The sequence below is a fragment of the Acetobacter sp. DmW_136 genome, from assembly GCF_008690365.1.
GTDB lineage: Bacteria > Pseudomonadota > Alphaproteobacteria > Acetobacterales > Acetobacteraceae > Acetobacter > Acetobacter oryzifermentans.
Map to the genome: position 1 here is coordinate 1 of NZ_VHON01000070.1, position 21,272 is coordinate 21,272.

Consider the following 21,272-nt stretch of genomic DNA (forward strand, 5'->3'; position numbering starts at 1 on the left):
CAGCATAAAGCTGTAACGCTCACCATCATGGCGAATGGGGCGAATGATGGCCCCGCTTTCCGTGACGAGATGTAGATCTGGGTCGTTTGTCAGGTTTGACTTTGCAAGAGGAACTGAAGTCGTCTGTGTCAGACAACTAGTCCGTGCTTCCAGCTTTTGGAAAAGCGGTTCAACAAAGGACCGTTCCACTCCTAAAGGTGCACCGGCGTTCTTTTCCCAGCTTTGAACCGTACCACGTAAGGTGACAACAGTACCTGTCTGACGGAAAGAAGAACGGTTGCCTGTATCCAGATAGCTTTCTGTCAGCATGCCATCAGCCTGAATGACGGAATGCTGCTCGGTTTCCACATGATAGTAATCGTAGGAGGTAATGGATTTGTCATAGAAAATAGACACGCCATTCACCAGCATACGTACGGGCACAAACCGATCTTCAAAAAACAGGCAATGTTCTGCAGTAATCAGCATGTCTTTGTAAGGCACACCATCGGCAATGGCATCCTTCAGAACACGTACAGGATATCCGGCTTCATCATCTGGTAAGCCGGGCCGAACAACAGCATGCGCCTTGCCCACCCAGACAACGGGCCGGGTCACTTCCTTGTTGTTCTTCCAGTCGAAAGCAACAACTTCATCACCAATCTGAATATCTTCTACAGCTACATCACCTTCACTCATACGGATCATGCTGCCAGACAGAAAACAGACTTCGTAGTAAAGACCACCATTACCATCAGAAATAATTTTGTTTCCGATTTTGTCGGCATCAGGAATATTCAGATGAAAATCAACACTATTTCCATTTTCATCTATACCAATAAAATCAATACCAGAAGATGTGGTGTTGATGTTCGTGACGCTCTTCAGATCAACGAGATCAATTTTACCGCCATTTTCCAAACCGCTAATCACGTTGGTGGGCATGGTGTTCCCACTGATGGTCAGCAGAGAACTACTGCCTGCCAGAAGGATATCACCACTACCGGCAGCACCGTTCAGGATCAGCTGACCACCATTGCTTACCGTAGTCGTGCCAACCAGTGTACTTGCACTATCAACATCAACAATACCGCCGCTCTCAACCGTAGATGCACTGAGCACACCACCACTGATAATATTGGCTGAACCGCTACCCAAGATGGTGGCGCTGATAACAGTGCCACCCATGTCTTTCATGACACCGCCCGACACAGTTACAACAGTGGCTGTCCCAGCGATTTTACCAGTAGAGTCTGTTTGAACATTGAACTGCCCTGCGCCAACCGTGCTGCTGGTAACAGAGCCCCCCAGCACATTCAACTGAGCCTGGTTACCATCAACAGAATTGCCTGTACCTGAGGCACCGGCCTGAATGTTGATATAACCTGCAGATGCCGTAGAACTATCTACAGAAGCTCCACTAAGAACATTCAGACTACCGCCTTGTGTTGTAATGCCAGAAGCATAACCGCCAGCTTCAACATTGGCATAATCCTGTGTCTGATTGGCTGTATCTGTGTTGTTGAGCGTACCTGAGCCTGAAATGGTGCTATTTTCAAATACACCTTTGTCGCCCACAAAAATGGTGCCGCCATTTATAGTCGCATTGTCCACCGTACCACTGGAAAGATAAATACGTCCTACAGCCGTCCCACTGCTGCCATCCTGTACACCGCTAGCTGTTCCGCCCTTGTTAACCCACAACTCACCGCCTGATAGGGTGCTATCCGTCAGCGTGCCACCTACAGCATTTAGCTGGCCGCCTTCAAAAACAGTATTACCTGTTCCGGAACCGCCAGTGGATACGTTAATATAACCGGATGACGCATGGGAACTTTCTACAAATCCACCACTACCGATGTTCAGACTACCACCCATTGTGGTAATTCCGGAGGCCGTGCCACCGCTTAGGACATTAACGTAGTCCTGCGTCTGGTTGGCTGTACCTGTATTTGTGTAGTTGCCGCTTCCAAAAATATTGGAATCGCCAATCAGGCCACCGCTCCCAATTTCAACGGCACCACCATCAATACTGCCGTTTACCAGCTTTCCACCATTACTGGCATAGGCCAGAGCATAGTTGCTGATGGTATAATCTTTAACAATTGCAGTGCCACCATCACCATGCGCGCTGATGGTGGCGACTGAAGCCACGCCGTTCCATCCTTGTGAACCAAGAGCAGTTACATAATCTACAGTGCCCCCGTTTCCAACATTCAGTGTACCACCACCATTTACTATGACATCATCTAATGATGCTTGAGCATATGGGTTACCACTAAAAACGTATGTCGTCTGGTTTACTTGTGTCGTCATAAAATCAGACCTCTCTTAATTTTGAATTACGCAAAAAAAAAGAACGTGTATTTTTTTGTCTTGAATGTTTTTGTTGCATTAACAATACTTGAGGTGTAGGCGTTTCTGTGACTATTTTACATGGCAAGAGTAGGGATTCTGCCCTTGCGTAATTCAAGAGTTTTACAAGAAACCTTTGAGTATTTTTATGTGTTTAAGATTAAATGAAATCAGAGACTACACGCCGTAAAGTGGGATATGCCCGTGTCAGCACAATCGGGCAGACTCTCGAACTTCAATTAAAAACACTCAAGGAGTTTGGATGTCGCGGTATTTATCGTGAGAAGGCTAGCGGAGCCGATGCCGATCGTTCCGAATTAAGAAAACTTCTCAAAAATCTCAAACCAGGCCAGACCGTAGTCGTCACCCGTCTGGATCGTCTGGCACGTAGTACATTCGACTTGTTCTCAATTGTTAAAACTATTTCCGAACGCAAGGCTCTTTTTTACTCTCTGGCTGAACCCTGGACTGATACCAGCACAAGTACAGGTCGGCTTATGCTTGCAGTCCTTGGTGGCTTGGCCGATGTGGAACGTGACCTGATCCGGACACGCACCTCAGAAGGACGTGCACGCGCTCAGGCGTTAGGTAAGCGTATGGGACGCCCCACCAAAATTACCGATGCACAAAGACGCGCCATCATTGATCGCAGGCAAAGAGGAGAGCCTCTAAAATCCATTGCCCTCGCCTTTGCGATAAGCGAGAGCACAGCATCACGGATAGCGCGTAGTAAAGACAGTCATCGCCATTATGGTAGAAGGGGTGGAAAGACCCCGATAACGTAGAACTATGGACTGTCATGGGATATATAAAATGGCGGAGAGAGAGGGATTCGAACCCTCGGTACAATTGCTTGCACAACGGTTTTCGAGACCGCCCCGTTCGACCGCTCCGGCATCTCTCCTATATCGCGAGCTTATAGACACGCTTTTCTAGCCCATGCAAGTACGTGAACTCCATATTTCTATTGACGCGCCCTACCCTCACCGCTTAAAAAGCCGCCCTAATCCACACAGATGGAACCATGCTGCGCGTATTGTGCAGCCAAAGAAGAAAAAGCGACCAGAATTTTCGCCTGTATCTAACAAGGTACCGCGAGAATCCAGAGATCGGAAGAGACAGTTTATGTACGCAGTTATCCGCACCGGCGGCAAGCAGTACCGGGTTGAGCCCAACATGGTGCTGAAGGTTGAAAAGCTGGAAGTTGAAGCCGGCGCAACCGTTACATTTGATGAAGTTCTGGCCGTTGGTGGCGAAAGCGGCAGCCAGATTGGTGCCCCCACCGTGGCCGGCGCAAAGGTAACGGCAACCGTTATCGCTCAAGACCGCCTCAAGAAGGTCATCATCTTCAAGAAGCGCCGTCGGCAGAACAGCCGCCGTAAAAATGGTCATCGCCAGCCGGTTACCGTTCTGCGCATTCAGGAAATCAACGCAGCTTAATCCCGCACAGGGTATTAAGCTGGTTAAGACCACGGAGGACTTAGGTCATGGCACAAAAAAAAGCTGGCGGTTCATCCCGTAACGGGCGCGATAGCGCCGGACGCCGCCTTGGCGTCAAGAAATTTGGTGGCGAGCAGGTTATTGCTGGCAACATCATCGTGCGCCAGCGTGGCACGAAGGTGAAAGCTGGCGTAAACGTTGGTGTTGGCAAAGACCACACCCTGTTTGCACTGATTAACGGCAATGTTCGCTTCGAACGCCGGGCGGAAGGCCGCGTACATGTTTCTGTGGATGCGCTGCCTGCCGCTGCTGAATAAGTAGTTCGGTTTTTCCACCGCACGTTTTCCCGTGTGGCCGGAGCAGAAACAGGGGCCGGTCCTCAGGATCGGCCCTTTTTCGCGTTCTGGAGTTGAGTAAGGTATGTCATGAAGTTTCTGGATCAGGCAAAAATCTACGTCCGCTCAGGAGATGGCGGAGATGGCGTGACAGCCTTCCGGCGGGAAAAATATATTGAATTCGGCGGCCCCGATGGTGGGAATGGCGGGCGTGGTGGCGATGTTATTTTTGAAGCCGTACCTAACCTGAACACCCTTATCGATTTTCGCTACACGCAGCATTTCCGTGCACGCAAAGGCGGCAACGGTGCCGGGTCTGACCGCACAGGGGCTACGGCCTCTCCTGTTATCATCAAGGTGCCGATTGGCACTCAGATTATGGATGATGACCGCGTCACCTTGCTGGCGGATCTCAACGAAGCCGGTAAACGCATTACCCTTTGCCGCGGAGGGGATGGCGGCTACGGCAATGCGCATTTCAAGAGCAGCACCAACCGCGCCCCTCGTCGGTCTGATAAAGGCTGGCCGGGTGAAGAGCGCTGGGTTTGGCTGCGCCTGAAGCTGATTGCAGATGTGGGCCTTGTTGGCTTGCCCAATGCTGGCAAATCTACATTTCTTTCTGTTGTTTCTGCTGCAAAGCCCAAAATTGCAGATTATCCTTTTACAACCCTGCACCCCCAGCTTGGCGTTGTGCGCCTTTCCATGACGGAAGAGTTTGTTGTAGCGGATATTCCCGGCCTTATTGAAGGCGCGCATGAAGGCACTGGGCTTGGAGACCGTTTTCTGGGCCATGTTGAACGCTGCGCCGTGCTGCTGCACCTTATAGATGGTGCCGCTGGTAGCGTTGTAGATGCATGGCGCACCATACGGCATGAACTTGCCGCTTATGATGGCGGGCTAGCAGAAAAGCCGGAAATTATCGCACTCAATAAAATGGATGCCATGACCCCGCGGGAAGCTTCTTCCCGGCGTGCTGCGCTGGAAAAAGCCAGTGGCGCACCGGTCGTGTTAATTTCTGCTGCAACCCATCAGGGCGTGCCAGAACTTTTGCGCATGCTCCAGAATCAGGTGACCGAAACCCGCAAGAACGCGGATAAAAACCCCGCCTGAACACTTAGCTGCAAGCAGGCCCCTCTAGCCCCTTTCCTTTTACGGAACTGATCCATGACCGGATACACCAGCCCCTCCCTTACCAATGCCAAACGGCTTGTTGTTAAAATAGGTAGCGCGCTGGTGGTGGACCCAGAAAAACAGGCCCCGCGTCAAGAATGGTTAGCCAGTGTAGCTGCCGATATTGCATATCTGCGCAAACAGGGTACGGCTGTTACCGTTGTATCCTCTGGTGCTATTGCGCTTGCCCGGCACACATTGGGGCTGGCTGGCGGCGCACTCCGCTTGGCAGAAAAGCAGGCGGCAGCGGCTGTGGGGCAGATTAGCCTCGCACAAGCATGGAGCAATGCCCTTTCAGCCCACGGCCTTGTTGCCGCCCAGCTTTTGCTAACCCCGGAAGACACGGAAGACCGCAAGCGCTACTTGAATGCCCGCGCAACGCTGAACACTCTGCTGGAAATGGGATGTGTTCCCGTCATTAACGAGAACGATACCGTTGCCACTGCCGAAATCCGTTTTGGCGATAATGACAGACTGGCAGCCCGCGTTGCACAAATGACGGACTCGGATCAGCTTGTGCTCCTTTCTGATATTGATGGCCTGTACACAGCAGACCCGCGCACAAACCCCGATGCACAGCATTTGCCCGTGATTGAAACTCTTACCCCAGAAATTGAGGCCATGGGAGGTGAACCGCCTCCGGGTTATTCTTCCGGAGGTATGCGCACCAAACTATTGGCAGCGGGTATTGCAACGCGCTCAGGCTGCGCCATGGCTATTGCTTTAGGGAAAACATCCCACCCGCTCCGCTCTTTACTGGAAGGTGGGCGCTGCTCATGGTTTTTGCCGCAGGATTGCCCCCATACAGCCCGCAAGCAATGGATTGCAGGCAGCCTAACACCCGCAGGTGAGATTATGGTGGATGATGGTGCTGTAAACGCTCTGCAACAAGGTAAATCCCTTTTACCAGCAGGCGTGCTTGGCGTAAAAGGCGATTTCTCTCAGGGTGATCTGGTAGAAATTATCAATACTGATGGCATCGTGCTGGCACATGGGCTTGCTGCCTACGATGCAGATGACGCCCGGCGCATTGCAGGCCATCGTTCTACCGAACTTACAGATATTCTGGGATGGCATGGACGAGACGAGATCATCCATCGTGATGACCTCGTCATGATCTAAAACTTAATCGTTTGCCGGATTTTTTCTGGGCCAGTTCAGCACAGGTTCTGCACGGCCAGTATGCTCGTCAATACGCGGCATCTGAGCAGATGGGTTGGGCTGCGGAGCCTCATGTGAAAAATCTGGCCGGTACGGTGGCTGATTAGCATCTGGCGCGCGCTGCCGACGCAAGATTTCTGCACCAGTTTCCGCTGGTGGAGATTCTGGCTCGTGCCACGGCATGCGGCGCACCACCGGCTTTGCCGGGTCTGGCGCAAGATGCGGTGTTGGTGGGGCTTCTTCTCGCGCTTCATACGCATCAGAAACCTTAGGTGTCCGCAGTTCGGGAAAAACTGGCACTGCACGAGGTGCCGCAGAAGGTTTTTTCACCTCCGGCGGACGCACCTCTTCCACCACCACGCCGGGTGATGTTCTGCCGTCCCGCTCTGCCACAACAGACAAAGCTGGCTCCTGATACGCAGGAGCACCCCGCACGGCCTGCGCACGCAATTCGGCCTGAATTTCTTCCAACTGGAGAGAAATCTCACCCAACCGCCCTTTTACCCCAAACACGGCAAAAGGCATCATCATGAAAGCAAGCCCGAACAACACGCCAAAAGCCAGAACCAGAAGCTGGCCCCAAACAGGCATCCAATCAGGAAAAGACAGAGACATCATGGGAAATAGACCCGACTAGCCTTTTACATACCCAATGCGCGACGGTAGATATCCAGCAGTGTTTCCTGCTCTTCTACTTCAGCAGGTTCCTGCTTACGCAGGCGGATGATCTGGCGAATAACCTTTACATCAAACCCGGCAGACTTTGCTTCTGTAAAGATATCCTTGATATCTCCAGCCAGAGCTTTGCGCTCTTCTTCCAAGCGTTCAACACGCTCAATAATGCTTCTCAGCCGATCTGCGGCAATACCGCCAACAGCTGCATCTTCATCCCCGGAAATGCGTTCGCCATCCATGCTTCGGCCTCCTAAATTTATATACAAACACCCAACACTGCGCAGGCAGAACCTGCTAACATTGCCAGATAGTGAAGCGCGGGCTTATCGCGCCACGTGTATGTGGTCAATGATGCAGCACATCAGAACCCCTTGCAAACACACGGGCGGCCTTCCATAAGCACAGCACCTTGTTCTTGTTCTGGGCATTTTGCCCGCAAACCACGACTTTTTTACGGCGGGCACCCCCCTCCGGCTGACCAGCGAGAACCCTGCATCATGGCTCTTGTGAACCGCACGGAACCTTTTGACTTTGTTATCTTTGGCGCGACAGGTGATCTGACACGCCGAAAACTGCTGCCTGCATTTTTGCGCCGCTTCCATGCCCGCGAATTTGATGAGGAAGCACGGATTATCTGCACGGCGAGGTCTGAACTCACCACTGAGCAGTTCCGTAATTTGTGCAGCGCCACTTTGCACGAATTTGCCCCCGATATTGCCAAAGACACAGAAACGCTGAACCAGTTTCTGGGGCTTTTGACCTATGTGTACCTTGATGCCACGCAGGATGCCTCTCACTGGCCGGAACTCAGCGCCACGCTCCCTAACCCAGAACGCACGCGGGTTTTCTATTTTGCCACGGCACCGGCGCTGTATTCCGCCATTTGCGCTGGGCTTTCCCACCATAACCTGATCACTCAGCACACACGGGTTGTGCTGGAAAAACCCATTGGCACAGACCTACAATCCGCCAATGAGATCAATGAAGGTGTGGGCCGCTACTTTTCTGAAGATGCCATTTATCGGATTGACCATTATCTGGGTAAAGAAGGCGTGCAGAATATTCTGGCCCTACGCTTTGCCAACCCTGCTCTGGAACAGTTATGGTCTTCCCAGGCGATCGCCCATGTGCAGATTACCGCAGCAGAAACAGTGGGCGTGGGAGACCGCGGCTCCTACTACGACAAATCCGGCGCATTACGAGATATGGTGCAGAACCACCTTTTGCAGGTTCTGTGCATGGTTGCCATGGATGCCCCAGCCTCTCTGCGCGCAGATGATCTGCGGAATGAAAAGCTGAAAGTGCTTAACGCCCTGCGCCCCATGACACCGGATATGGTGCGTAAAAATGTTATCCGTGGGCAATACACAGCGGGCCGCGTAAAAGGGGAAGATGTTCCGGGCTACGTGGATGATCTGAAAACGGGCCGCCCTAGTGATACCGAAACATTTGTAGCCATTCGCACCAAAATTCGTACGGCCCGCTGGGGTGATACGCCTTTTTACCTGCGCACAGGCAAACGGTTGGCTACAAAAACCACAGAAATTGTAATCCAGTTCCGCCCGCAGGTTTGGCCTATTTTTACCAACATGCCCTCTCCCGGCCGGTTGGTTATCCGCATTGCCCCGCATGAAGAACTCTCACTTGTTCTGGCAGCGCGAGACCCCGGAGCAGGTGGGTTTAGAGTGCGCAACGCCACACTGCATATGTCTTACGAAAACGAATTTTCTGTGCAGTATCAGGATTCTTACGAGCGCTTACTGCTAGACGCTGTAAGAGGAGACCCTGCCCTTTTTATCCGGCGCGATGAAGTTGAGGCCTCGTGGAAATGGGTAGAGCCTATTCTGGACTCCTGGCGCTACGCTCTTACGCCGCTGGAACCCTACCCCGCCGGAAGCTGGGGCCCTCCAACCACCCGCGCACTTCTGGCGCGTGATGGTGCCCTTTGGCACGAAGATATGCTGACATGAACACACCCTCCCCCAAAAAAATGACTGGCCGCGGGCCATTTGCAAAACGCACTCTGCGCCAACATATCCTGCGTCGGCTGGCAATCGTTCTGCCGCTTTCTTTAATGATGATTCTGTTGGCCAAAACCGGCACGCTGGATCGACTGGTGGATTCCTACACCTTCAAACCCGCAAGCTGGTTTGATGATACAGCCTTGGTGCAGCACCTGCGCCTGAAGGTCACCCATAATGGCATGACGCATGATCGGCCGGATTGTCTGCTGTTTGTGGTGAACGGAAATGATGCGCCCACGGCATCACGCATTGATGTTATGGAAAAGCATTCCGGCACTTGCCCCGGCCCGAAAGATGATTTGCCTAAACTGTTTACGTTGCGTGTAGATAGGCTGAACCGCATTGTTTATTCGGATCAGGGGTCACCGGGGGTTTTTCACCCCATTCCATAACGCACTAAGGCTAATTTTATGCGGCAAAGGCTTTCTTCAGCGCCTTACCTCCCAAGCGTAAGGCCGCCTTGCCATGCGGCATAAAGGCGTAAAAGTTCAGAAACGCATGCAAGGCACCGGGGTAACAGTGATATATCACTTTAACTCCCGCCCGCTCCAAAGCCTGCGCATAGGCCGTGCCCTCATCACGCATTGGATCACATTCGGCTGTAATGATAACGGCTGGCGGTAAGCCTTGTAAATCTGGGTTTAAGCCCGGCGCAAAACGTGGATGCAGCCAGTCTTCTTCCTTTTGAATATACTGATCTCCATACCACTGCATGGACCTGCGGGAGAGAAAATATCCTTTCTCGTAAGTGCGGTGAGATGGAAAAAGCTTCTCTCCGTATAAGGATGGATAATACAACAACTGTATAACAGGTTTGGGCCCCAGCCCCGCGCGCCCATCCTGTGCCAAAACAGCAGCCAGATTTCCACCCGCACTATCCCCCGCAACGGCAACTTTACCCCCCCAATACCGGGCAGAAGCACCAGCAAGCCACTGCAAAGCAGCCTGACTGTCATCAATAGCAGCGGGAAAAGGATGCTCTGGCGCTAAGCGATAATCGGGCAAGAGCACAGCCGCCCCAGAAGCACGCGCCAAGCGGCAGCAAATACCGTAATGGGAATTCAACCCACAGTGCACAAACCCCCCGCCATGCAGGTACAGCAACGCGCCCCTTACCCGCCCATAGGGAATAAAAAGGCGCGCCCGCATAGGCCCCGCAGCACCGGGGATAGATAATGTCACGACCCTTCGCATCGGCACAGATGAAAGACGTACCGGAAAGGAAGGCGTATCCATAGCCTTGCGCAACCGCACAAGAAACGCAGCCATTTCCTGCGCTACATTATGGGGCCTGTCTGCTTCAGGCGCATCTTTGCCCGCATACTTCCGTTTAAGCTGCTCCTGCCATGTGATACAGCGCAGCAAAAGCCGAGATGGAAGATTGGGCCGTGCGGGCACAGAGTTTTGAGGCACATCAGAAAAATCAGACATAGCTACCTGATTACCGGCAATTTTCTGCATCGTCATGCCTTCATAACATCAGTTGCGGCTTGACCTGAACGCAAGCCCGACGCAGGGTGCGCTCCGTCAGGTGGTTGGGCGGTCGCTGTCCTGCTCTTTAACGGGTAGGAGAGAGGAAAGTCCGGGCTCCACGGAAGAACGGTGCCGGCTAACGGCCGGCGAGGGTAACCTTAGGGAAAGTGCCACAGAAAACAGACCGCCTTCCGGGTCTGACTTTGTAAAATCCTTATGGGATTTTATGGGACAGGCTGAAGGTAAGGGTGAAACGGTGCGGTAAGAGCGCACCGCTCCGCTGGTAACAGAGGAGGCACGGTAAACCCCACCGGGAGCAAAACCGAATAGGAACAGCAGAAACCCTTGTGGTTTCGGGGGTTCTTCCGCCCTGCTGTTCGGGTTGGTTGCGAGAGGCATGTTGCAAAACACGCCCTAGACGAATGACCGTCCAGCCTCTTTACAGAGGTGGACAGAACCCGGCTTACAGACCACCTGACACTCTCTTTATCTGTATTCATCCCGGTTTTTTCATCAAAAACAGAACATAAAAAGAACAGAAAACGGCAATCTTTTGTTTGTCGCCATAAAATCAATACATTCGTGTCAGAAATCTTTTCTGCATGAATACTTAAATAATGGCGGTTTTCTGCTGTTTTTTCTGTCATTTTAATTTGCGTCCCATAACATCCCATGCTATCCCATACCAAACCACAAGTGTGGTGAAGGCGGTTCTGTTCCCCGCTGAATTGCGAACGGAAAGGCTGATTCTGCAAAGGCTTCTGACGTACGTGGGCGTATTTCTCGGCACGCATGAAAATCGATTCGACGCCAAGGGGCGTATTTCGATTCCTGCCGGGTTCCGTTCAGTACTCAAAACGCAGCAGACGGAAGGTGACGCGCTGATGATTCTCCGCCCCTCCCATACCCTGCCCTGTGTTGAGGCATGGCCTGCCGTGGCTTTTGCACGCCTGACCGAACCGCTTGATCGGCTAGACATGTTTTCTGATGAGCATGATGATCTGGCGGCTGCCCTATATGCTGATGCTTACCCCATAGACCCCGATCGTGAAGGCCGCATTATTTTACCCGAATTTTTACGTGATCATGCCGGGCTGGCAGATAGCCCCACGGCTGCCTTTATGGGCGTTGGTCGTATCTTTCAGATATGGGAACCTCAGGCCGCGCAGCAGCGCCGGGTAGAAGCACGCCAGCGTTCACGCCGCGTTAGCATTCCGGCTACAGGTGGGGCAGATTCAAAAGGGCGCAATGAATGAACGCTCTTTCTGCCTTTACACCCCCTGAAACGGCTCAGGGCCATATCCCCGTTATGTTGCCAGAAGTTCTGGAATATCTTCATCCCGCAGATGGTGAGCGTATTCTGGATTGCACGTTTGGTGGAGGCGGCTACAGCTCTGCCATTCTAAAAAGCGCAGATTGCAATGTCTGGGGTATTGACCGTGACCCGGACGCAATTGCGCGCGGGCAGGCACTCAGCCGTCATTTCCCTGCCGCCAATGGCACATCTCGCCTCCATATGTTGCAAGGCAGCTTTGGCAACATGCAGGCGCTTGCCAGTGCCGCAGGTATTTCCACGTTCGATGGCATTGTGCTGGACTTGGGCGTCTCCTCCTTTCAGTTGGATGAAGCTGACCGCGGCTTTTCCTTCCGTATGGAAGGCCCGCTGGATATGCGCATGGAAAAATCCGGGCCATCAGCTGCAGATATCGTCAACAAGGCACCGGAAGCAGAACTGGCAGATATTTTCCATTTTTATGGAGAAGAGCGCCACGCACGCCGTCTTGCCCGCGCTGTTGTAAACGCACGTTCGGAAATGCCTTTTGAAACCACGACACAACTGGCCAATCTTGTACGCTCTGTTATTCCCAAAGATCGTTCCGGCATAGATTCCGCTACGCGCGCCTTTCAGGGCCTGCGCATTGCCGTGAATGATGAGCTGGGCGAAATTGAGCGCGGGCTTGAACAGGCGCTGAATATGCTGGCACCCAGTGGACGACTGGTTGTTGTTTCCTTCCATTCACTGGAAGACCGTATCGCCAAACGCATGGTGCAGCATGCCACGGGCAAGGATAAAAGCTTTTCACGCTATGATCCTCGCGCCGCAGGCACCCCAGCGCCAGAAGCCGATTTTGTGGCCCTTACACACAAAGCGCGGCGGCCCACCGATACCGAATGTAGCTATAATCCGCGCGCCAGAAGTGCACGGCTGCGCGCTGTCATGAAACGTGCTTCAACCCCTGCTTCCGTAAAAAAGGGCTAAGTCCATGATCCCCCGTCCATTTACATGCTGCTGTGCGGTTCTGGCGATTGCATCTGGCTTTTTCCTTTACACAAAGAAGCACCAGACCACCCTTCTCGATCAGCAGATTTCGCAGATCGTGAAGGAAACGGAGCACGTTCGCACACAAACATCCATCCTGCGCACGGAATGGGCTTTGGAAAACCAGCCTGAACGCTTGGCCCAGCTTGTGGCGCGGCATGAGGCTGGGTTGCAGACCATGAATCCTACGCAGTTTGTACGTATGGCTGATTTGGAAAGCCACCTGCCTGCGGTTGTAAAAGATGCCCAGCCGCCTGCACCGGCATTGGTTGCAGACAAATCAACCAATGTTGCCCCCCCGCCAGTTATTGCGCCCACAGTGCACGCACCGGCTGTTGTGGCTGATGCACGCCCTGCGCACGTAACACCACCGGCAGTTCCCCATCAGGCGCGCCCCGTGGCCGCACCAACTATTGTTGCTGACATACCGCATGTTGCAGCGGAACCTGCCCCTCGTCCACGCGCAACATCTGTAGCTGATGCCGCACCTGTTCTGCATGCACCTACCTTACATCATGACCACCCTCATACTGCGCCTGAACCCGTAGCTGCACCAGTGCGTGTTGCACAGACAACCGAGCCCGCCGTACCTTCGCACCCTGTGCACCATATGGCTGTAGAAACACCGCGCCCGCAGGCTGTTGCCTCCACCAACGTGGATGACGATGCACCTGTAGCCCCGGTTCGCCACAGCCTTACCCATGCGGCATCCCCTGCCATTCGGCACGTTGCACAAGCTTCGGATGATGATACGGCGCCAATCCGCCATCCTCTGCCAGTTGCAGCGGCTAGCTGGCATGCTACACGCCCGCATCGCGCATCTTCGGCACCTTCCAGCTATATGGAAGCGCGCGCGACTTCCGGCTATAGCAGCGGTTCTTTGCTCAGCCGCGGTGGTGATGCGCTGCCGGCTCCGGTTCCGGTTGCCAACTGATTTTTGTGGTTAAAGGCCTTTCTGACCTGACATGTCTGTCTCCCCCAATGACCCCGAACCAACGCGTACAGTAGGTGTTACGGGGGACGATTTGCGCGCCCGCGCACATCGGGACCAAATGCATGTAAGGCTTTTGGGTGTTGCTGGCGGTTTTTGCCTGATTTTTGCCGTTGTCGCCATTAAGCTTACTATTGCAACCGTCGTTCACCCCATGGCGCCAGAAAAGCGACAGATTGCGCCACAGGTTCCTGAAATTCCTAAAATTGACCCCAAGGGCAGCCTTGCTGGTGATTTCTCTCTGCCACAAGTGCACCGTGCTTCCATTGTGGATCGCAACGGCCAAACCTTGGCGCTTTCTCTGCCTGTTGCGCAGGTTTATGCAAACCCGCAAGAGCTGATCGACCCCAAGGATGTTGCGCACAAGCTAAAGTCTATCCTGAAGGATATAGATGAGCAGGAAACCGCTGATCGCCTTTCCCGCCCCAAGCAGTTTGTTTACATCGCACGTAATATTTCGCCCCAACAGGAACTGGCCATCAATAACCTTGGCATTCCGGGCATCTATTTCGAACCGGGCGAAAGGCGGCATTACCCGCTAGGCCGCATGGCCGCCCAGATTATGGGCACTGTTGATATTGACGATCACGGCGTGGCTGGGATTGAAAAATACTTTGATAAGCGCCTGCTTTCTGATCATCGCCCGCTCCATCTCTCACTGGATATTCGTGTTCAGTCTGCTGTGCGTGAAGAAGTGGCAAATGCCATGCAGACATTCCAAGCCATTGGGGCATGTGGCATTGTGATGGATGTGCGCACCGGTGAAATTATCGCCATGGTCAGCCTGCCTGACTTTGATGCCAATAATTTTGCCCATGCCACTAATGATGAGCGCTTTAACCGTGCGGTTACTGGTTTGTACGAACCGGGTTCTACCTTTAAGCTGCAAACAACGGCTATGGGGCTGGAAACAGGCACTATCCATATTTGGGATCGGTTTTCATCCGTACCGTTGCATATCGGACGCTTTACTATCCGCGATATGAAGAGTGACCATTTCTCTCCGTGGCTGACATTGCCCGAGGTGATGGCTTATTCCTCCAACCCGGCAGCCGCACATATTGCGTTGGATGTTGGGGGCAAAAAACAATCCGAATGGCTGCGTTCCATGGGGTTTTTCTCCCCCGTTCCGGTGGAACTGCCAGAAGCTGCACGCCCATTGGTGCCACATCAATGGGGTATTGCCACGGTTATGACAGTTGGGTTCGGGCATGGTGTGGCAGAACCCCCATTGGCTATTGTGCGTGGCACAGCAGCTACGGTTAATGGCGGTATTCTGGTAACGCCTACTTTGCTGGATAAGGAAGACCCAGCCAATGCCACAGCCAGCGCGCCCGGCATAAGCCCGCAATTTGCCAGCGGCATTCAAAATGCAGCGCTTGAGCAAAGCGTGGAAGATGATACTCAAAGCAGCGCGGCAGATGCCCCAGTTACGCCCGCAGGCCCGCGTATTCTTTCCGAAAAAGTATCCAGCCTTCTGCGTCGTCTTTTACGGCTGGATGTTACCCACGGCACAGGGCGCACTGCGGAATCTCCGGGGTATTTTGTGGGCGGTAAAACCGGCACGGCAGAAAAAATTGGCCCACATGGTGGCTACCTGAAGCACGTCAATATCTCGGCTTTTACAGGCATTTTCCCCATGAACTCACCGCATTATGCTGTGTATGTTATGCTGGATAGCCCCAAACCCACACCCCAAACCCACGGCTGGACCACAGCAGGCTGGAACGCGGCACCTACTGTTTCCAAAATTGTTTCACGCATTGGCCCCATGCTCCAGATTTTTCCAGATACAGAGCATGCTGAGCAAATTGATGCGCAAATGGCTCTGCCCCTGCACCCTGCAGTGCCGCGTGGCGTAAGGCCACTTGGCCCTGGGAACGATCCGGGAGACCCGCGTAAAGCGGAAGCCGAACACAAGGCAGAAAAAGAAGCCCTTAAACGTGCTATGGCTGAACGCAAAAAAGCGGCTGCGGAGGTTATGGACGAATGAGCCTTCCTCTTTCCACCCTTCTTGCTGCTGTAGGGCTTCCGGCTCTGCCCAAAAATCCTGAAATTTCTTCCATTACAGCGGACAGTCGGCAGGTAAAACCGGGCACGCTTTTTGCCGCGTTGCCGGGTGTAAAAGCCGATGGCCGGGCCTTTATCGCAACTGCCGTGCAAAATGGTGCAGCAGCAGTTTTGGCACCCGCAGATACACAATGGCCGACTGATGTACCCGCCTGCCCGCTGGTTCTGGCATCTAACCCACGCCACGCACTGGCGCTTATGGCGGCTGTTCTGGCGGGGCCGCAGCCACAGCATCTGGTAGCTATTACTGGCACAAATGGCAAAACCAGCACTGCGGATTTTATGCGCCAGATATGGGCGTTGCTGGGCTTTAAGGCCGCTGCCATTGGCACTCTTGGCCTTACCGGGGCGGAAGATACGTCCATTTCATTTCCAGCACTTACCACGCCAGATCCGGTTGCCCTTGCCAATGGGTTGGCAGCGCTTACTCAAGCTGGCTTTCAGCATGTGACGCTGGAAGCCTCATCCCACGGGTTGGAACAAGGGCGGCTAGATGGTTTACATCTTGCCGCAGCGGGTTTTACCAATCTAACACGCGATCACCTTGATTATCATCTGACCATAGAGGCCTATCGCACAGCCAAATTGAAGCTGTTTGATACCCTTTTGCCAGAACATGCCATTGTGGCTGCCAATGCCGATATGGATGCACAAACGCTCCAAGCCATCCGTACCATTGCCGCACGGCGGAACCTACGGCTAAGGCTGGTTGGAGAGCACGGTACAACACTCCGCCTTGTGGCACATAACGCTCTCCCCGCCGGGCAGGAATTGACCATTGAACACGATGGCCGCACGAGCACGGTTCTGCTGCCTATTCCGGGCCGCTTTCAGGCAGACAACGTATTGCTGGCTGTAGCCTTGGCCGCACAGGATAATGCCGAAATTGCGCGTATTCTCCCCCTTCTGCCCCATCTTAAAGGGGTGCGGGGACGTCTGGAACGCGCAACAGTGCTGCCCAACGGAGCCTGCGCCTACGTGGATTACGCCCATACGCCAGATGCACTGGCACGGCTTTTGGCATCTTTACGCCCCCACGCACGCGGCAAACTGATTGTTGTTTTGGGCGCAGGCGGAGACCGCGATAGTGGCAAGCGCCCTCTTATGGGGCAGGAAGCCGTAAAAGGTGCGGATATTGCCATTATTACAGATGACAACCCGCGCACAGAAAACCCGGCCTCCATTCGTGCAGATATAAAAACCGGCGCTCCGCAAGCGCTGGAAATTGCAGATAGAAAACAGGCAATAGCAGAAGCTCTTTCCATGCTTAAAGCAGACGACGTACTGGTTGTGGCCGGCAAAGGTCACGAACAAGGACAAATTATAGGCAATACCATTTTACCGTTTGATGATGCCGCCGTGTTGCGCACACTGGCGGGCCATCCATGAGCCTTTTGTGGACGCACGAAGAACTGGAAACCGCAACGGGTGGAACGTTTTTAGGAAATGCTCCTGTTTCCGTTACCGGCATCTCAATTGATACACGTTCCCTTGCCCCCGGAGACCTGTTTATTGCCCTCAAAGGCGACAACAGCGATGGCCATGCGCACATTGCTACAGCGCTAGAAAAAGGTGCCGCGGCCGTTCTGGCTCATTCAGCCGAAGGGTTAACGGACCCGCGTATTCTGCTGGTATCTGATACCATGCTGGGCCTTCAAAAACTGGCACTGGCCGCACGGGCGCGCTTTAAAGGTAAAGTTGTAGCCGTAACGGGCAGCGTGGGTAAAACCACCACCAAGGAAATGCTGCGCCTTTGCTTGGCACCTTCTGGCCCGACACATGCGGCCGAGGCCTCCTACAACAACCATTGGGGCGTGCCGCTTACCCTTGCGCGCCTACCGCGAGAGGCTGCTTTCTGTATCAGTGAAATTGGCATGAACCATCCGGGAGAAATTCTTCCGCTTGCCAAAATGGTGCAGCCAGATGTGGCCGTTATCACCACCATTGGCTCAGCGCATCTGGGCCATATGGGCAGTCTGGATGCTATTGCGGCAGAAAAAGCCTCCATTATTACCGCACTGCCCGCAGGCGGTATTGCCATTGTGCCGGATGATGCGCACGGCACACCGTTTTTTACAGCAGCAGCAGTAAAAGCGCAGGCTGTTTTGTGGCCCTGTGGTGTAAACCCTCAAAGCATTGCACATCTAAGCCATTTGCAAACTGGTGCTGATGGCTCGCACTTTGATGTTTCCATTTTGGGCAAAACTTTCAACGTCCACCTTCCCGCCCCCGGCACTCATCTGGCCCGCAACGCCGTTGTGGCACTCGCAGCTTGTGACGCCCTAGGTGCAGATGTTGCAAAAGCCGCAGCCGCATTGGCAGCTTTCCGCCCGGGAAAAGGTCGTGGTGCCCTCACCAAAATTGCCGGTGGGGCCATTACGCTGCTGGATGAAAGTTACAATGCCTCAGCGGCTTCCATCCGGGCTGCTTTAGATGTTGTGCGCCATATTCCTGCCACGCGCCGTATTGCCGTTCTGGGCGATATGCGTGAACTGGGTGAATTTTCCATTTCCGAACATCAAGCACTTGCTGCCCCTACAGCCAGTGCTGCTGACCTCGTTTTTTGCTGCGGATCCTACATGAAAACCCTTTTTGATGCCCTTCCGCCCTCTAAGCAGGGCGCATGGACAGAAAGCGCTGCCTTACTTGCTCCTCATGTCTGCGCGGCTTTGCGCAAAGGAGACGCCGTGTTGGTGAAAGGCAGTTTAGGGAGCCGTATGCGTGATATTATTGCAGCACTCAACGCACTTCCCGCAGTGGAGTGTGCCTAATGCTGTATATGCTGATTTCTCACGCTGCGCATGATGGACACATCACAATCCTGAACCTCCTGCGCTACATCACGTTCCGCGCGGGATGTGCGTGTATGACAGCCCTTGGCATCAGCCTGCTTCTTGGCCGCCCGCTTATTAGAATGCTGCGCCGTATCCAACGCGAAGGTCAGCCCATTCGCGCCGTTGGCCCTGAACGCCACATTCTGGAAAAAACCGGCACGCCCACAATGGGGGGGGTGCTTATTTTGATTTCTCTGGTGATCTCCATGCTGATTTGGGGAGATCTGGAAAACGGGTTTGTGTGGGCCGTTATGCTCACCACGCTGGGTTTTGGCGCCATTGGGTTTGCAGATGATTACCGCAAACTTGCGCGCCGCAACACGGATGGTCTTTCCAAACGCGCCCGGCTTGGTGGAGAATTTGGTATCTCACTTATCTGCGGGTTATGGCTGCAATATCTTATGCCGCCAGAACTGGCAAACCATCTGGCTTTTCCGTTTGTAAAAGACCTTCTGCTGCCTATGGGTATTCTCTACCCTGCGTTCGCCATGATCGTGATTACCGGCTTTGGCAATGCGGTTAACTTTACCGATGGGCTGGATGGGCTGGCTATTGGCCCCGTTATTGTGGCTTCCTTAGTGTTTGCCATTCTTTCCTATCTGGTCGGCAACCACGTTTTTGCTGATTACCTGCAAATCCACGCCGTGCCCGGTACGGGGGAACTGGCCGTATTCTGCGCCGCTCTTGTGGGGGCTGGCCTTGGGTTTTTGTGGTTTAACGCCCCTCCGGCCTCGGTTTTTATGGGGGATACAGGCTCTCTTTCCCTTGGTGGCGCACTGGGTTCCCTAGCCGTAGCTATCAAGCATGAACTGGTGCTGTGCATTGTGGGTGGCCTGTTTGTGGCGGAAACACTTTCTGTGGTCATTCAGGTGTTTTGGTACAAACGCACAGGGCGGCGTGTGTTTCTTATGGCCCCTTTCCACCACCATTTTGAGAAAAAAGGGTGGGCAGAACCCAAAATTGTCATCCGGTTCTGGATTGTCTCCATTGTTCTGGGGCTGTGTGGTCTGGCCACGCTGAAACTAAGATGAACGGCTTTTCACCCTCCCTGTTTTCTGGGCAACGCTTTGCTGTTTTCGGGCTTGGCAAAAATGGCTTGCCTGCAGTGCTTATGCTGGCCAGCACAGGTGCCACCGTACAGGTATGGGATGATGGTGAAGGCGGACGCAAAGGGCTGGCAAAAGCACTTTCCACTCTTGCGCCAGATGTTGCTGCACGTATTCAGTGCAAGCCGTTTGAAAGCCTAAATGGGTTTGAAGCACTTATTCTTTCCCCCGGCATTCCACACGTCTTACCCAAGCCACACCCTATTGCCCTTATGGCCAAGGAAGCGGGCATTCCCATTCTTTCCGATGCGGAACTGCTTTATCGGGCTGTGCGCAAATCTGGCAGCAAAGCCCGTTTTGTTGGCATTACAGGCACCAACGGCAAATCCACCACCACCACTTTGCTGGCCCATATTCTGGCAGAAGCCAAACTGCCCGTAGCCGCTGGTGGCAACCTGGGGCCAGCCGCCCTTGCCCTGCCTTTGCTACCGGATAACGGCGTATATGTGCTGGAAATGTCGTCCTACATGCTGGAACGTCTGGATACCCTGCGCTTTGATGCCGCATGTTTACTGAACCTGACGCCAGATCACCTGGACCGTCACGCAGGCATGGATGGCTACGCTCAATCCAAAAAGCGGGTGTTCACCGGCCAGACAGGCAAGGATATGGCTGTTGTTGGCATGGATGATACATGGTGCCGCACCATTGCAGCAGAGCTGGAACATGGACCTGCCAAATGTGAAACCATTTCTGGCACTAATCCGGCCTGTTCTTACTACGGCAAGGATGGCGCCATATGGCACCACAGCACATGCATAGCACAAACCGGGCTAAGCCTTCCCGGTGCCCATAATGCAGAAAATGCCGCTGCTGCTATTGCAATAGCGCGCTTTCTGGATGTGCCAGATGCAACCATTGCGCAGGCTGTAGCCTCCTTTCCCGGCCTTCCACACCGGCAAAAGCTTGTAGCTTCCTGCAACGGGGTGGATTTTGTGGATGACAGCAAAGCCACCAACGCAGATGCAGCCTCACGCGCCTTGGGGTGTTATGAAAAACTGGTGTGGATTGCAGGCGGCACGGCAAAAGAAGGCGGCATTGCCTCTCTCACGCCCTATTTCCCGCATATTGCACATACATTCCTGATCGGGCGGGATGCTCCGCAACTGGCCCAAACACTAAAAGAACACAACGTGCCTTTTACTATGGCAGAAACACTGGAAAACGCCGTGCCTGCGGCTTATACGGAAGCGCACCTTACGCATACGCCTGTTGTGCTGCTTTCACCCGCCTGCGCCAGCTTTGATCAGTTTTCTGGGTTTGAGGCACGTGGCCTGCGCTTTCAGGAACTGGCAGATGAGGTTTGCGCCCGGCATGCGGGCATGACAGAGCAGTGAGA

Annotated in this window: 19 protein-coding genes, 1 tRNA gene and 1 other RNA gene; 16 read left to right on the top strand and 5 right to left on the bottom strand. The window is 53.6% G+C overall.

The window, feature by feature from the left end; all coding sequences use genetic code 11:
• Positions 1-2,295 (bottom strand): Hint domain-containing protein (locus tag FKW31_RS16505; protein WP_238332869.1); only part of this gene is annotated, 2,295 nt, incomplete at its 3' end.
• Positions 2,296-2,498: 203 nt separating this feature from the next.
• Between FKW31_RS16505 and FKW31_RS14455 the strand changes: the two genes are divergently transcribed.
• Positions 2,499-3,119, top strand: a complete 621-nt coding sequence (locus FKW31_RS14455; protein WP_006117400.1) for a recombinase family protein — start codon at positions 2,499-2,501, stop codon at positions 3,117-3,119.
• A 29-nt stretch (positions 3,120-3,148) separates the two neighbouring features.
• On the opposite strand, the gene FKW31_RS14460 is transcribed toward FKW31_RS14455, so the two are convergent.
• Positions 3,149-3,238 (bottom strand) — tRNA-Ser (locus FKW31_RS14460).
• A 221-nt stretch (positions 3,239-3,459) separates the two neighbouring features.
• On the opposite strand from FKW31_RS14460, the gene rplU reads away from it, so the two are divergent.
• From rplU to proB, 4 genes are all read left to right on the top strand, one after another.
• Entirely contained in the window at positions 3,460-3,774 is a 315-nt protein-coding gene (rplU, locus tag FKW31_RS14465; RefSeq protein WP_026019364.1) for a 50S ribosomal protein L21, read from the top strand.
• Positions 3,775-3,821: 47 nt separating this feature from the next.
• A complete protein-coding gene (gene rpmA / locus FKW31_RS14470; protein ID WP_003623041.1) occupies positions 3,822-4,091 on the top strand; it encodes a 50S ribosomal protein L27 in 270 nt (89 codons plus the stop codon).
• A 108-nt stretch (positions 4,092-4,199) separates the two neighbouring features.
• Positions 4,200-5,219, top strand: coding sequence for a GTPase ObgE (gene obgE / locus FKW31_RS14475; RefSeq protein ID WP_150178910.1), 1,020 nt, complete (start codon positions 4,200-4,202; stop codon positions 5,217-5,219).
• A 54-nt stretch (positions 5,220-5,273) separates the two neighbouring features.
• Positions 5,274-6,401 (top strand): glutamate 5-kinase, encoded by a 1,128-nt coding sequence (gene proB, locus FKW31_RS14480; RefSeq protein ID WP_150178911.1) that lies wholly within the window; start codon positions 5,274-5,276, stop codon positions 6,399-6,401.
• A 3-nt stretch (positions 6,402-6,404) separates the two neighbouring features.
• Here the strand turns inward: proB and FKW31_RS14485 are convergent, their stop codons facing one another.
• On the bottom strand, positions 6,405-7,058 hold the full coding sequence (locus tag FKW31_RS14485) for a hypothetical protein (protein ID WP_006117404.1): 654 nt from the start codon (positions 7,056-7,058) through the stop codon (positions 6,405-6,407).
• 23 nt (positions 7,059-7,081) lie between these two features.
• Entirely contained in the window at positions 7,082-7,354 is a 273-nt protein-coding gene (locus FKW31_RS14490) for a DUF2312 domain-containing protein (protein WP_003623048.1), read from the bottom strand.
• A gap of 96 nt (positions 7,355-7,450) precedes the next feature.
• On the opposite strand from FKW31_RS14490, the gene zwf reads away from it, so the two are divergent.
• The gene (gene zwf, locus FKW31_RS14495) at positions 7,451-9,085 is read left to right on the top strand and encodes a glucose-6-phosphate dehydrogenase (RefSeq protein ID WP_150178912.1); all 1,635 of its coding nucleotides are present in this window, start codon (positions 7,451-7,453) and stop codon (positions 9,083-9,085) included.
• Positions 9,082-9,531, top strand: coding sequence for a hypothetical protein (locus FKW31_RS14500; RefSeq protein ID WP_035351951.1), 450 nt, complete (start codon positions 9,082-9,084; stop codon positions 9,529-9,531). Before zwf ends, FKW31_RS14500 begins: the two co-directional genes overlap by 4 nt.
• A gap of 16 nt (positions 9,532-9,547) precedes the next feature.
• Here FKW31_RS14500 and FKW31_RS14505 read toward each other — a convergent pair whose 3' ends face one another.
• Positions 9,548-10,606, bottom strand: coding sequence for an alpha/beta hydrolase (locus FKW31_RS14505; RefSeq protein WP_150178913.1), 1,059 nt, complete (start codon positions 10,604-10,606; stop codon positions 9,548-9,550).
• A 60-nt stretch (positions 10,607-10,666) separates the two neighbouring features.
• On the opposite strand from FKW31_RS14505, the gene rnpB reads away from it, so the two are divergent.
• From rnpB to murD, 9 genes are all read left to right on the top strand, one after another.
• Positions 10,667-11,094: RNase P RNA component class A (rnpB, locus tag FKW31_RS14510), an RNA gene on the top strand.
• 288 nt (positions 11,095-11,382) lie between these two features.
• Positions 11,383-11,868 carry a division/cell wall cluster transcriptional repressor MraZ gene (mraZ, locus tag FKW31_RS14515; RefSeq protein WP_150178914.1) on the top strand — a complete coding sequence of 162 codons (486 nt, stop codon included), beginning with the start codon at positions 11,383-11,385 and terminating at the stop codon, positions 11,866-11,868.
• Positions 11,865-12,872, top strand: coding sequence for a 16S rRNA (cytosine(1402)-N(4))-methyltransferase RsmH (rsmH, locus tag FKW31_RS14520; RefSeq protein WP_150178915.1), 1,008 nt, complete (start codon positions 11,865-11,867; stop codon positions 12,870-12,872). The genes mraZ and rsmH overlap by 4 nt, the downstream gene beginning before the upstream one ends.
• Before the next feature lie 4 nt (positions 12,873-12,876).
• On the top strand, positions 12,877-13,866 hold the full coding sequence (locus FKW31_RS14525) for a hypothetical protein (RefSeq protein ID WP_150178916.1): 990 nt from the start codon (positions 12,877-12,879) through the stop codon (positions 13,864-13,866).
• A gap of 31 nt (positions 13,867-13,897) precedes the next feature.
• Positions 13,898-15,916: a penicillin-binding protein 2 gene (locus FKW31_RS14530; protein ID WP_150178917.1), complete on the top strand. Its 2,019-nt coding sequence runs from the start codon at positions 13,898-13,900 to the stop codon at positions 15,914-15,916.
• Positions 15,913-17,382, top strand: a complete 1,470-nt coding sequence (locus FKW31_RS14535; protein ID WP_150178918.1) for a UDP-N-acetylmuramoyl-L-alanyl-D-glutamate--2,6-diaminopimelate ligase — start codon at positions 15,913-15,915, stop codon at positions 17,380-17,382. Before FKW31_RS14530 ends, FKW31_RS14535 begins: the two co-directional genes overlap by 4 nt.
• On the top strand, positions 17,379-18,764 hold the full coding sequence (gene murF / locus FKW31_RS14540; RefSeq protein ID WP_150178919.1) for a UDP-N-acetylmuramoyl-tripeptide--D-alanyl-D-alanine ligase: 1,386 nt from the start codon (positions 17,379-17,381) through the stop codon (positions 18,762-18,764). Before FKW31_RS14535 ends, murF begins: the two co-directional genes overlap by 4 nt.
• Positions 18,764-19,858, top strand: coding sequence for a phospho-N-acetylmuramoyl-pentapeptide-transferase (gene mraY / locus FKW31_RS14545; protein WP_063354414.1), 1,095 nt, complete (start codon positions 18,764-18,766; stop codon positions 19,856-19,858). Before murF ends, mraY begins: the two co-directional genes overlap by 1 nt.
• Positions 19,855-21,270 (top strand): UDP-N-acetylmuramoyl-L-alanine--D-glutamate ligase, encoded by a 1,416-nt coding sequence (murD, locus tag FKW31_RS14550; protein WP_150178920.1) that lies wholly within the window; start codon positions 19,855-19,857, stop codon positions 21,268-21,270. The genes mraY and murD overlap by 4 nt, the downstream gene beginning before the upstream one ends.
• Positions 21,271-21,272 lie beyond the last annotated feature (2 nt).